Below are 12572 nucleotides of genomic sequence, written 5' to 3' on the forward strand. Positions count from 1 at the left end.
GTAAGAGACTGAAACTATTTGGGTGTCTGATTATCGAGTGTTTTCATCAGCTTCTTTTTAGGGTGTGCTGGTTTGATTTCTGCAATGAGTATGGCGAGTAAAATAAGAACAGCTCCTACAACCATACGGCTCGTTAAAATTTCGTGCAGGAAGATAACCGATAAGATCATGCCGAAAAAAGATTCCGTTGATAGTATAATAGCAGCCTTTGTAGCAGTAGTATATTGATTGGCCACATTTTGAAAGAGGTAAGCTATCGTTGTTGAAAAAATACCTAAGTAAATAATCGAATAGATGGCTTCTTTTTCTAGTGATGTAGGGATTTCTCCTTGGCTAATGACCACAAGAATACCTATAAAGGAAGCGGTAAGAAATTGAATGATAGTGAGTGCAATGGCATCTTCCTTTTGAACAAAAAGATTTGTATAAAATATATCAAAGGCAAAAGCAACGGCACAAGCTAACGAAAGGGCATCCCCCATATTCATCGTCAATGAACCTTGTAACGATAAAAAGCCAATTCCAACAATGGCCATAAAGGACCCAATGATTTCATACCCATCAATTCGACGCTTATAAACCGCATAGGCGATTAATGGGACAATAACGACATTAACAGCGGTTAAAAAGGCATTTTTTGATGGTGTGGTATATTGAAGTCCAACCGTTTGAAGAGCAAATGCTATATACAATATCGTACCTAATAAAGCACCTTTCCATATGACAGATCTAGACGCTTTTTTTAATCGGGAACCGAATAAAACAGTTAATATAATTGAAGCTAATAAAAATCTACCAGCCATAACTTGATAAGCGGTTAAATATTCTAAGGCAATGGCTGTTATAACAAACCCACTGCCCCAAACAATGGCTGTAACGAGTAGCATACCATCAGCTATGTAAGTTTTCATGAAATTCTTCCTCCTAACTTCCATTAGGATAGCATAAGAGAGAAGATATTAATTTGATTTTATTTCTAAATATTCAGGCGTTTTTTTGTACTTATTCCAAAGCGATTATTCATCACTCAATTTGCTATGTAATAAGTACAATTTAACGGCTGCAGCTAAACGCTCATAAAATACATAGTCATTCTCTACAGGTACTACTAGCTGACGGATTTTAGCCATACGATAGCGGATAGTATTGGGATGACAATAATGGGCAACAGCTACCTCTTTAATGTTTCCTTTTTTTGTAATGTAGGTTTTGGCTGTTTCTAATAAATCAGGATCTGCCTTATCATCGAGTAAAGGCGCTAAAAAGGAAGATACATAGTCCATCGCAAATGTAGGATCTTTACGATACAGCTCTATTAATAAACGATCTGATGCAAGGGACTTATAGTGGCAGCTTGATATCTTTTCAATTTCGGCAAAAACACTAGCAAAATAGGCTTCTTGTAAAGCAATTGAGATTCCTGTTTGTGTGTCGTACCAATTGCTATAACCAAAGGTGAATGCTTCAGCAGGGATAGTATTTAATGTTAGCCATTCATGTATAAACCTCTCAACCTGAAACTGCTGAGATGGGTGGGTAATAATCATAAAAAGACTTTGCTTATAGGAGCAAATTAAACCCGTTTTTAGTAAAGGCTCCATTGATAAAAAGTTTTGCCTCCAATCACTTCGAGATAAACCCTCTCCTCGAAGATTAGCTACAAATACATACTTGTCAAAGGGTCTCTCGATTTGCTGAAAAATCGACTTCAGCTCCTCCGGTGCAAGATCCTCCTCCATTAATCTTCGTACAATTGTTTCTAAAAAAAACGAGTAATCCTGTGTTTTAGCATAAGCCATCGTTTCTAAAATGATTTTTTCAAAAAACTCATCTCCACCAAATCTAAGGATTGGGAAATTTTGTTCTTCCGCATAAGTTATAACCTCTTCAGGCAAATCTTTATAAATAACAGGCTTATAGGCTAAGGCACTTGCTCCTAGCTCAATTAAGCTTTTGACGGCATTTAATAAATACTCCGGCTTTTGCTTGGCAAATAATAGACTGCTTAACACAACACTGTTAGGGGTGAATATGGTATCTCGCACATGATGTATATCTGGGGAGAATTCAAAGTCTAGTATTTCTACGTTGTGAACTGCTTTATGCAAACCGCTGTGACCAGCTACAACGATAAAATCTTTAGTAATGGGTAATTGTAAAAAATTCTCTACATTCATGAATGGATCATTGCCTTTCTTGTAGTAAGCTACTATCTTCTATTATAAAAGTACGCCACAATAAAAAACCATTAGTTTGATAAGATTATACATACAATAAAAAAATCTGCTCATCGTGAGCAGATTTTAAACATTATTGATAGATTAAATAGTAGCGAAAATATTAGGCTTTCTATTTTTTAATGGGTTCGTCTGTTCAATAGCATACCCAACATTTAAAATTCGTCCTTCTTTAAAGGCAGGACCAATAATTTGTAGACCTATTGGTAAATTTCCTTTAAAGCCGCAAGGAACTGAAAGGGCAGGTAAGCCTGTTAAGTTACTTGGTCCTGTAAAACGAATGATATTATCAATCAAATCTACTTTTTTGCCATTTAGCTCAGCGAAATCATCACCAATGGTATTTGCCACTACAGGTAGAGTAGGGGTAATAAGCACATCTACTTGATTAAAAATTTCGTTAAACTCCTGCTTAATTTGACGACGTACCTGCTGTGCCTGTAAATAATCAACGGCAGAAGGTAGTTCCCCTAGCTCAAATAATAACCGGATATCGTCTCCGAAATCTTGAGGTCTCTTTTGTAAATCAGAATGGTGTATAGCTGCTGCCTCAGAAAGGGATGTTACAAGTTCTGCCCATTCTGCATATTGTAAGGATGGAATTCGCACTACTTCCACTTTAGCACCTTGATCTACTAAACTTTGAATGCTCGCTCGAACAGCCTTTTCTATGTCAGCATCTACGTCTTTAAAGAAGTATTCTTCATTAATGCCGATGACTAAATCCTTACTATTACCTGAAAGTTGCTGCACGTAATTGTCAGTAGGTACATCTATGCAAGTAGGGTCTCGATGATCAAAACCAGAGATGACTTCCAGCAAGCCGGCTGCATCCTTTACCGTCTTTGTCATGGGGCCGATATGGTCTAAGCTCCAAGCGAGTGGGTAACAGCCATATTTACTTACACGACCATGCGTAGGCTTTAAGCCAACGATACCACAGGCAGAAGAAGGGATTCGAATCGAGCCTGCTGTATCTGTTCCTAGTGAGGCTACACTTGCACCTGCTGCAACAGCGGCACCGGAGCCACCACTAGAGCCACCAGGAATTTTATCCAAATCCCAGGGGTTGCGAACGGGCCCGTAATGAGGGTTATTATTAGTAATTCCCCAAGCATATTCATGCATGCTTAATTTTCCAGTGAAAATAACACCAGCATCACGAAGTTTCTCTACTACTGTTGCATCATAATTAGAAACGAAGTCCTTATGAATTTTGGAGGACATCGTTGTAATTTTATCTTTAAAATATAAGTTATCCTTTAAGGCCATCGGAATTCCGTGATACATTCCTTTATATTGCCCTTGGAGAATCTCTTGTTCTATTTTATTTGCTTGAGACAATGCTTCCTCTCGATAAAAGGCCATATAGGCATTAATCTTAGGCTGACTTTCCTCAGCAAAATCTAGAATAGCTTTCGTAAGTTCCACAGGAGATAAGGCCTTCGATTGTAGTAAAGGTGCCAGTTCTTCAACAGATTTTAAATGTAAATCAGTTGTCAATGTGATCACCTCCAGGAATATTGCGTACAGCGATATCCGCGTCATCAATCGCAATACCTTCTAGGTGGCTACGAAGGGACTGCATACCTTCCCAGCGTGTTTTTAATAGTTCAAGGTGTTCAGGTTTCGGTGTAATTCCTTTGTTCTCCAATAATTGTTGAATAGACAAGCTCATTAACAAGATCCTCCCTTGAATAGTTTTATTATCTAAATAGGTTTCCCCATAAAGACCAATATCGTCAATCACAAATAATTATAATAGGTAATATAATCCTATTATTACAATCATACACTAACGATAGTTTATATCAAATAAACAATTTGTAATAGAGTGAATATTGTGAAATAAGAACCATTTAATAGATGTGAACAAAATCTTACTACTCGGAAAAAGGTATCCTGAATTCTAGTGCTAGAGCCTGCTCTTTTTACATGCGATTAACAGTCTATTTACAATGGAAGCGTACAATGAACCATAATAACCAATTGAAGAGGTGCAAGCATGGAGTCAGCTGTGGAACAAACTAGAAAAACGAATAATGTTTTTTCTTTATTAAAATATTTATATGGGCAACATCAACAAAATACGTTATATATCAAACGTTTAAAAGCATTGAAGCAAATTATTCAACAAGGTTCTTTACATACATACTTTCAGCCTATTGTAGATTTACAGACAGCGCAAACAATTGGATTTGAAGCTTTAAATCGTCCAATACCCTCTGAATTGTTTACGAGTGTAGACCAGTTTTATGAATTTGTAGGACAAACAGATTGTGTATTTTTATTTGAGTGTTTTTGTAGAAATCTTTCTTTACAACGTTTCAAGGAACGTATGCACAATGATTTGGTAGATAAAAACCTTTTAGTATTTCTGAATATACACCCGAATGTATTATTAGATAAAAAATATCATAGTGGGGAAACGCTACAATTATTAAAGGAACTCGGCATTAAGCCACAACAAGTAGTTTTTGAATTAACGGAGCGTAGTGCTGTTATAGATTTTGTTGAGTTTGAACGTGTATTATCACATTATAGATCGCAGGGCTATCGTATTGCGGTAGATGATGTTGGCTCGGGTTACAATAGCTTAAAAACACTTATTTATTTAAAGCCAGAATTTATTAAACTAGATCGTTCATTAATTCAATGTATTGATCAGATTAGTGAGCAGCAGCAGCTTGTTACATTGCTAATGAAGTATGCCGAGCAGGCTAAAACTAAAATTATTGCTGAGGGAATAGAAAGACAGGAAGAGCTTGAGTATCTACATCGTATCGGTATTCACTATGCGCAAGGGTATGCGATAGGAAAGCCCGCAAAGGAAATGCATTTGGGGAAAATAAGGGTGGGTGACCATGAAGATTGGGGAAGTCATTGAAAAGGTTCCATGTATTGATGAATTTGTGAAAAATAAAGAAGTAGATGTGCTTTTTACGAGTAACCCATCATTACGGAGTGTGGTTGTAGTTCGTGATAAAAAACCTATTGGGCAGATTACACGTACGCATTTCTATCAAAAAATAGGCACTCAATATGGCTATCATTTATTTATGGGACGGCAAAATCAATTAATTATTAAAAAGAATCCTTTAATTGTAGATCGGAATATACCGATTACTGAGGTTAGTACTCAAGCGATGTCTAGACCCCCAGAGGATTTATATGATGATGTAATTGTCACTAAAAATGACCTATATGATGGAATGGTTAGTATAAGGGAGCTTCTGTTAAAGCTCGTTGACACTCAGGTGGCCATTGCTAGCTTTTTGAATCCACTAAGTAGTTTACCGGGTAATAAATTAATCAATGAAAAGCTTGAGGAAGCATTAAAACTTTCACAATATAGTTTAATATATTTCGATTTAGATCATTTTAAATCCTATAATGACACCTATGGCTTTAATAGTGGCGATAAAATCCTACTATATTTAACAGATATTCTTAAGAGACATATATGTGAGGTAGACGATTTTTTAGGGCATATTGGTGGCGATGACTTTGTAGCGATTTTGCCCCATTATGAGGCAGCCTCGATTTGCCAGAAAATTATTGATGAGTTTGATGCAAATATTTCGAGTTTTTATGAATTAGAGGATCTCGAATATGTGCAGGTAGCCAATAGAATTGGAAAACTGGAGCCATTAACATGTACTACCTTATCCGTTGCGGTTATTACGAATGAATTTCAATATTTTGACTCCGTAGAACAATTATCTAATACAGTGACGCGCGTGAAAAAACAGTGTAAAAAAATTACTGGAAGCTGTTATTTGATTAATAAACAAGAAACCTACTTCGTTCATTAAACGATGTAGGTTTTTGTTAATGTTTAGAGGGGTATTTAGTATTAAATTTGTAATCACAGGGATTGAACCCATTAAAGTGATAATGTTGTCACCAATTGAAGCATGGGAGACTAAAATATTTTAAAGAAGTTTCACTAAAATAATCGTTTTACGTTTCGAGGGCATAATAAATCATGACAAATCGTTTTTGTTGTATGAAATTATTAATCTTAATAAAACATACTTGAATTATAGGGATTATAGGTATATAATTCGATTACATTATTATAAAACACCTTAGGAGGCATTCCATTGTCGAATTTACAAATCATTCTTAACGTCGCAGTTTTGCTTGTGTTCGTTGGAATTTTATATGTCATGAATAAAAAACACGTGAAGTTTTCGAATCGTGTTTTTGCAGGTCTAGGTTTAGGGATTTTACTTGGTCTTGGACTTCATTTTATTTACGGTATTGATTCTGAAGTTTTAGCCAAAACAACATCTTGGTACAATATTATAGGTACTGGGTATGTTAAATTGTTACAAATGGTAGCCATGCCATTAGTATTTATATCGATTCTCATTGCCTTTACAAAAATGAAAATTGGCAAAAATTTTGGGAAAATGGCTGCTCTTATTTTAGCTATTTTAATTGGTACGACAGCTGTCTCGGCAGCAGTAGGTATTCTTTCTGCAACAGTATTTGATTTAGATGCAACACACATTTTACAAGGTGAAGCGGAGACAGCACGTGGCCAATACCTAGAGGAAAAAACGACTGGTTTAGCAGCACCAGATTTACCAACACAAATTGTTGAGTTATTCCCAGCCAATCCATTCCTTGATTTAACAGGAGCTCGTTCAACTTCAACAATTGCTGTCGTAATTTTCTCAGCATTCCTTGGCTTTGCTTATTTACGTGTAGCACGTAAAGATGAAGGGACAGCAGCAACAATTAAAAAAGGGCTAGATGCTATTTATGCCCTTGTTATGGGTGTTGTAACAATTATTTTACGTTTAACACCGTACGGAATTTTAGCTATTATGGCTCGTACTGTAGCAACATCTGATTTCGGTGCCATCTATAATTTAGGTAAGTTTGTAATTGCCTCTTATGCAGCTTTAATAATTGTATTCTTAGTACACTTATTAATCTTGACATTAAGCGGATTAAATCCAATTACGTATATGAAAAAGTCTGCGGAAACATTATTATTCGCCTTTACCTCACGTTCAAGTGCTGGTACTTTACCGATGAATATTAAAACGCAAACAGGTCGTCTAGGGGTATCTGAGGGTATCGCCAACTTCTCAGGTTCATTTGGTTTATCAATTGGTCAAAATGGCTGTGCTGGTGTATATCCTGCCATGCTAGCGATTATGATCGCACCTACAGTAGGCATTAATCCTCTTGATCCTGTGTTCATTATTACAGTTATTGCAGTAGTAGCAGTTAGCTCATTTGGTGTAGCAGGTGTTGGTGGTGGTGCAACCTTTGCAGCAATCCTTGTATTATCAGCCCTTGATTTACCGGTTGCCCTTGCAGGTGTATTAATCTCAGTTGAGCCTTTAATTGATATGGGACGTACAGCTTTAAATGTAAGTGGTTCAATGACAGCTGGTGTTACAACAGCACGTATTACGAAAGAATTGGATACAGAAATGTATAATAATAAAGAGTTAGGCGCGCAAGTATCAGACCTATAAAATCGAATAACCCCCTTTAAAGGTGAAACTTTAAAGGGGGTTATTTTATATGATTTTTACATAAAAATCTTTACCATTAATTATATCAATAATCTCAATATTAAAGTGTTTTTTATAATACTCAAAAATATTGTAGGCTAAACCGGAGTGTCCATTTAAATATGTTCCTTTTTTAATCTCTTTACGTGGGTTATGAAAATCAAAATATAAGCGGGAATCCCTACTCATGGTACTTAAAATGGCTAGAAATTCTTGTTCTTCAATATGAATGCCACGTGTATAGCTACACTCTCTGCGATACGTATCATGAGCAATATTTATAGGAGAAGCTTCAAAAATTACTTCGATTTGTTTCTTCAAATGATGACAGCTCCTTTCGAATGGTGGTAAAAAAGCTGGCTACAGACAACCTATTTCATAATACTAGTATATAATTGTCGGAAAATTATATCAATTATTTTCTACCAATCTTGTTGCTGTATTTCCTCCGCTATCATCTGTAAATCATAGGCATTGATTGTTAAAAGTGAATAGTCATGTGACTCCATAAATTTTTCTGCCAGACGTTTGATATATTTTGGAGAGCCTTCATTCTCTTCATCATAAATTAATAATAGTCCATCTGTATTTTGAATTATAAATTTATCCTTCTCAATAAATTGCCAAGGAGCTTCGTACGGTTTTTTTGTAATGCTTGTAACGAAATCTGCTCGGGCAATTATGGTTTGGTATTTTTCCTTTTTAGGGTCCTGCCAATTTTTCTCTTGTTCTAAAAAGGGTGTGATAACTGCATATTTTAAATGAGGATATTCTTTTTTTAGCGTCCATATAACTTCAGCACTCCAAGATTCTACACCTTGTTGGCCGCTTATAATAACCCATTCGAGCCCTTCATCAAGTAGAAGACGTAGACGGTTTTCCAATGCCTTTTTAATGATGCCAATCCCAGGATGTTTATCATTAAAAATACCAAGTTCATGTGGTTTATAGCCTGTAATCATGATACGCGTTAACAAGAAAATGCCCCCTAGCTGTATAGTTGTAGTAATAGTATACAGTAGGGGGCAAGGAAAACGAATGTGATATTATCGATTAAAATGCAATAGTGTTAAAATTACTGCTACAGCCGCACAAATACCTAAAAACCACCACGAGTCTGTAAAGTCTTCTTTAGAGTCACTATTCATATGAAATAATTCCTTTCTTCTATAAGTAGTTTGTAAGTGTCTTACTTCACCTGACCAGTCCACGACCAATTCGTCCATACACGTAAGACTGTTTCAAATGGGCCGCGTTTAAATTTCTTTAAATAGGCAAGGCTGAAGACACATTGTAGACTATAAACAACGATACCGAATAAGATACCACCAAAGATACCTAGCTTGCCGTATAATCCGAGACCATAACCGTAAAAAACAGTTGTACAAATAATAGTTTGTAGTAAATAATTGGTTAAAGATAATTTCCCTACGCTCTCAAATGCAGGGGCGAGAAGCTGCACAGGGCGTGTTTTATAGAGTAAAGCTGCAAGGCTGACATAGCCGAGTGCTAATAGCTGAGATCCACCCATTAGTAAGATAGAAGAAAAATTACTTTCTATAAAACTTATACTTTTACATGCGAGACCTATAGGAACTAGGAGTGCACCTAGCTTATACCACTTTACTTCCTCGTCCATTTTCACAAAGGCTTGCTTTTTAGCGAGTGCCATACCGAAGAGGAATAGGGGAGCATAAAACATGGGTGCAAAAATTAATATAATAAAGATGAAGGAAGGGTCCTCCATTCCAGGTACTTCTGCATTTGCTCGGAAATCAAAAATTTCTAAGTAGCTTCCATTAGCATAGACATCATTTGCTTGTTCAATGTAAGTATCTAATTCCTTTTGTTCCTTCTTAGTTGCCTCCATAGAACCGTATGTTAAAGCCGTCGTCAGGACAAACAGAATACCTGCCCATATAAATAAAGTTTTAGGTTTACGATTAATAAAGGGAATTAAAAATAAAGTCATACAGCCATAGGAAAAAAGAATATCGCCTTCCCATAATAAAATGGAATGTAGTAAACCGAGGGCAATTAAACCAGTAGCCCGACGTAAAACTGACCAGCGGCTTTTATTTTTTTTTCTTCGAATGGATTCAATTAATTTAATGAGCGAGAAGCCGAATAAAATAGTGAAGATGGGCATAAAGGAGCCTTCAATTACAATCTTTACAAAATATAAAGCTCCGTTATCTAAGGTAGAAAGATTTTTTAATTCATCTTTGCCATACATTCCAAACTGGAATATCAGCAAATTCGCCATTAAGATGCCAAATAAACTAAACCCACGCATTGTATCAATGAAAGTAACACGATTAGTTGTCATTGCGTTTTATCTCCTTAATTGGTTATCTTATACATAGAATAGTTGAGGAAGCTTATGGTGAAATAATGACTACCTTAAAGTAATCTTAAAAGTAGGTGAGGATATGCAGAAAGCATCCATATTAGTATTAGAGGATGAACGAGCGATTGCTGAAATGATTGATATCATTTTAAGAAAAGAAGGCATGACAAGCATTACATTATGTAACACGATAGAAGCAGCAAAATCCGAGATTTATGCTAAAACATTTGATTTTTACCTTTTAGATATTATGTTGCCGGATGGTAGTGGGTTAGAAGTGGCGAATCTTATTCGGGAAAAAAGCGATGCTCCTATTTTTTATTTAACAGCTAAAAGCAGTGACGCCGATAAACTTCGTGGTTTTATGAATGGTGCAGATGATTATATTACAAAACCATTTAATCCACTCGAGCTTGTTGCAAGGGTAAAGGTACAGTTAGCGCGTTATATGAAGAAAAAGCAAGTCACAGAAAATCATCTTTTTACATGTAGCCGTTTTACATTCGATATTGATGCAGCAGAAATCACTGTAGATGGGGTAAGGGAAATCATTAGTGGCCGTTTGTTTCATTTATTGAAATATTTATGTGATAATGCGGGGCAAGTATTATCTAAGGAACAAATTTACGAGCGTGTATGGGGAGATTGTTTGTTTGATGATAATACAGTAATGGTACATATACGAAAACTGCGAGAAAAAATTGAAAAGAATCCTGGTAAACCTACCTGCATTATAACGGTCAGAGGTATTGGCTATAAGCTTGTTGGGGATGTTTCCTCATGAAGCCAGCAGGGAAACTAACGCTTCGTTTTGTATCGTATTTCATTATATTTTATTTATTAATTATTTCGGGCTTTATTATGAGCTTGGTGTTTTTTGCGATCTTTATTAATGATCGTGTAGGAGACAATATTCATGTCATGAGCTCCTTTGAAATTGAGGACGATGCCGTCATAGAAAAGGGAGATTCCGTTAAAATTGCCGATTATTTAGTAGAGCGTGCTGAGGAAAATGCAGGTCAACTTTACTTATTTGATCAGTCGATGACCATTGTAGATTATACAGGGGAAAGCTGTGAACTATGTGGAAGGCCTGATAGTGAAATTTTTGCATTAAAGCAGCCAGGTATGCACACATGGGAACTTCCAAAATATTATTTGTTATTTCTACCTATTTCTCCTGTTCAGCCATTATTTGACGAGGCTCTTGATAATTGGTTAGCTACAGGGACGATTTCAGATGTCACAATTCAGCGTTTAAAAGAACATAAAGCTAGTGTTGAAATTTATGATACGGAATGGAACCGGACGGACATTGTAGGAAAACGTTATGAAGAGCTAAAGAAGCCCCAACTGGTTGAGGAGAAATATGACATATTCGAGCATGAGGAACTTAAGCAAAGTACAACCTTAGCGGATGAGTCCACATTTGTTGTCCGTATGCCTAACCCATCCTATAAACCATTTGAAGAGCCCTTCAATAAGGCGATGATATTGTTTGTTTCCGTTTTCTTTGGTGGGCATATTATTTTATTGCTGGGCGTTATTTTTTTATCTATTAGTATTTCACGACAATTTGTACGTCCACTTGTTTATGTCATATCGCGAATTGAGCGACTTACCCAATTCGATTACAGTGATATTAGTGATAAGAACATCCATCATAAGAAAAGTGGGAAATTGAAACGGAAATTTAAATTATTTCAGCCTGTAGAGGAGTCCTTAAACCATTTATCTGAGCGACTTGATTCAAATGAAAGGCAAATTAAGCAATCAGAGCAGTTACGTGAGGAGTGGATTACAGGTTTATCGCATGATTTAAAGACGCCTTTAAGCTCTATTTATGGCTATTCCACAATGCTTGCCTCGGAGGATTATGAGTGGACAAAGGATGAGATGCGTATTTTTGCACAAACTATGCAGGAAAAGGCAACATATATGGATGCCCTCATACAAGATTTAACGTATACGTATCAGTTAAAAAATAAGGCCATACAGCTTGATAAGGTATTACTGCCATTGACAACATGGTTAACACAATTTGCTGATGAACAGGTAAGCGTAAGGGTTTATGGTGATGTGATGCTGCAGGCAGATGAACTTTTGCTCAAGCGGATTATGGATAATTTAATAACCAATGCGAAAAAATATACACCTGTAGGCACGAAGGTAATGGTGGAGGCGCAACATACTGGTAAAGAAGTGATGCTAACAATTGCTGATCATGGTCCTGGCATTCCTCAGGAAGAGCTCGATAACCTATTCGAACGTTATTACCGTGGAACTAACACGACAGATGATACAACAGGAACAGGTTTAGGACTAGCCATTACAAAACAGCTTATTGACCTCCACAATGGCACCATAAGTGTACGTTCAGATCGTGACGGTACAGTATTTATTTTAAGATTTCAATGTCATTAAAAAAGAGGTATCAAATTTTGA

General features: G+C 36.3%; 13 protein-coding genes. 5 read left to right on the forward strand and 8 right to left on the reverse strand.

The genetic code is table 11. The features are described 5' to 3' along the window. Positions 1 to 14: 14 nt before the first annotated feature. The 4 genes from ACOZBY_RS17375 to ACOZBY_RS17390 all read right to left on the reverse strand — a co-directional run bounded on the left by ACOZBY_RS17375 (position 15) and on the right by ACOZBY_RS17390 (position 3915). Positions 15 to 911, reverse strand: a complete 897-nt coding sequence (locus ACOZBY_RS17375; protein ID WP_031418289.1) for a DMT family transporter — start codon at positions 909 to 911, stop codon at positions 15 to 17. 105 nt (positions 912 to 1016) lie between these two features. Then, positions 1017 to 2177: a PucR family transcriptional regulator gene (locus tag ACOZBY_RS17380; RefSeq protein ID WP_036166626.1), complete on the reverse strand. Its 1161-nt coding sequence runs from the start codon at positions 2175 to 2177 to the stop codon at positions 1017 to 1019. A 144-nt stretch (positions 2178 to 2321) separates the two neighbouring features. Beyond that, positions 2322 to 3740 (reverse strand): amidase, encoded by a 1419-nt coding sequence (locus tag ACOZBY_RS17385; RefSeq protein ID WP_031418293.1) that lies wholly within the window; start codon positions 3738 to 3740, stop codon positions 2322 to 2324. Next, positions 3730 to 3915: a hypothetical protein gene (locus ACOZBY_RS17390; RefSeq protein ID WP_031418294.1), complete on the reverse strand. Its 186-nt coding sequence runs from the start codon at positions 3913 to 3915 to the stop codon at positions 3730 to 3732. Before ACOZBY_RS17390 ends, ACOZBY_RS17385 begins: the two co-directional genes overlap by 11 nt. Positions 3916 to 4242: 327 nt before the next feature. On the opposite strand from ACOZBY_RS17390, the gene ACOZBY_RS17395 reads away from it, so the two are divergent. From ACOZBY_RS17395 to ACOZBY_RS17405, 3 genes are all read left to right on the forward strand, one after another. Further along, positions 4243 to 5124, forward strand: coding sequence for an EAL domain-containing protein (locus ACOZBY_RS17395; protein ID WP_031418296.1), 882 nt, complete (start codon positions 4243 to 4245; stop codon positions 5122 to 5124). After that, positions 5102 to 6052: a GGDEF domain-containing protein gene (locus ACOZBY_RS17400; RefSeq protein WP_031418297.1), complete on the forward strand. Its 951-nt coding sequence runs from the start codon at positions 5102 to 5104 to the stop codon at positions 6050 to 6052. Before ACOZBY_RS17395 ends, ACOZBY_RS17400 begins: the two co-directional genes overlap by 23 nt. A 291-nt stretch (positions 6053 to 6343) precedes the next feature. Continuing rightward, the gene (locus ACOZBY_RS17405) at positions 6344 to 7738 is read left to right on the forward strand and encodes an L-cystine transporter (protein WP_031418298.1); all 1395 of its coding nucleotides are present in this window, start codon (positions 6344 to 6346) and stop codon (positions 7736 to 7738) included. Positions 7739 to 7783: 45 nt separating this feature from the next. Here the strand turns inward: ACOZBY_RS17405 and ACOZBY_RS17410 are convergent, their stop codons facing one another. From ACOZBY_RS17410 to ACOZBY_RS17425, 4 genes are all read right to left on the reverse strand, one after another. Further along, complete coding sequence (locus tag ACOZBY_RS17410) at positions 7784 to 8098, reverse strand: hypothetical protein (protein WP_012292521.1); 315 nt, start codon at positions 8096 to 8098, stop codon at positions 7784 to 7786. A gap of 101 nt (positions 8099 to 8199) precedes the next feature. Then, positions 8200 to 8739: a DUF1273 domain-containing protein gene (locus ACOZBY_RS17415; protein ID WP_418936752.1), complete on the reverse strand. Its 540-nt coding sequence runs from the start codon at positions 8737 to 8739 to the stop codon at positions 8200 to 8202. Between the two features lie 84 nt (positions 8740 to 8823). Continuing rightward, positions 8824 to 8988, reverse strand: coding sequence for a hypothetical protein (locus ACOZBY_RS17420; RefSeq protein WP_422762577.1), 165 nt, complete (start codon positions 8986 to 8988; stop codon positions 8824 to 8826). Continuing rightward, positions 8967 to 10106 carry a DUF418 domain-containing protein gene (locus tag ACOZBY_RS17425; RefSeq protein WP_012292523.1) on the reverse strand — a complete coding sequence of 380 codons (1140 nt, stop codon included), beginning with the start codon at positions 10104 to 10106 and terminating at the stop codon, positions 8967 to 8969. The genes ACOZBY_RS17420 and ACOZBY_RS17425 overlap by 22 nt, the downstream gene beginning before the upstream one ends. 103 nt (positions 10107 to 10209) lie before the next feature. Between ACOZBY_RS17425 and ACOZBY_RS17430 the strand changes: the two genes are divergently transcribed. Together ACOZBY_RS17430 and ACOZBY_RS17435 are read left to right on the forward strand one after the other, a co-directional pair. Further along, positions 10210 to 10911 carry a response regulator transcription factor gene (locus ACOZBY_RS17430; RefSeq protein ID WP_012292524.1) on the forward strand — a complete coding sequence of 234 codons (702 nt, stop codon included), beginning with the start codon at positions 10210 to 10212 and terminating at the stop codon, positions 10909 to 10911. Continuing rightward, positions 10908 to 12551, forward strand: a complete 1644-nt coding sequence (locus ACOZBY_RS17435; protein WP_099805784.1) for a sensor histidine kinase — start codon at positions 10908 to 10910, stop codon at positions 12549 to 12551. Before ACOZBY_RS17430 ends, ACOZBY_RS17435 begins: the two co-directional genes overlap by 4 nt. Positions 12552 to 12572 lie beyond the last annotated feature (21 nt).

This window comes from Lysinibacillus sp. NPDC056220, assembly GCF_049315265.1.
Lineage (GTDB): Bacteria > Bacillota > Bacilli > Bacillales_A > Planococcaceae > Lysinibacillus > Lysinibacillus pinottii.

Coding starts and splice junctions, on each gene's coding strand:
- ACOZBY_RS17395 (WP_031418296.1), top strand. CDS start 4,243: ATGGAGTCAGCTGTGGAACAAACTAGAAAAACGAATAATGTTTTTTCT.
- ACOZBY_RS17425 (WP_012292523.1), bottom strand. CDS start 10,106: ATGACAACTAATCGTGTTACTTTCATTGATACAATGCGTGGGTTTAGT.
- ACOZBY_RS17415 (WP_418936752.1), bottom strand. CDS start 8,739: ATGATTACAGGCTATAAACCACATGAACTTGGTATTTTTAATGATAAA.
- ACOZBY_RS17380 (WP_036166626.1), bottom strand. CDS start 2,177: ATGAATGTAGAGAATTTTTTACAATTACCCATTACTAAAGATTTTATC.
- ACOZBY_RS17400 (WP_031418297.1), top strand. CDS start 5,102: ATGAAGATTGGGGAAGTCATTGAAAAGGTTCCATGTATTGATGAATTT.
- ACOZBY_RS17375 (WP_031418289.1), bottom strand. CDS start 911: ATGAAAACTTACATAGCTGATGGTATGCTACTCGTTACAGCCATTGTT.
- ACOZBY_RS17435 (WP_099805784.1), top strand. CDS start 10,908: ATGAAGCCAGCAGGGAAACTAACGCTTCGTTTTGTATCGTATTTCATT.
- ACOZBY_RS17430 (WP_012292524.1), top strand. CDS start 10,210: ATGCAGAAAGCATCCATATTAGTATTAGAGGATGAACGAGCGATTGCT.
- ACOZBY_RS17390 (WP_031418294.1), bottom strand. CDS start 3,915: ATGAGCTTGTCTATTCAACAATTATTGGAGAACAAAGGAATTACACCG.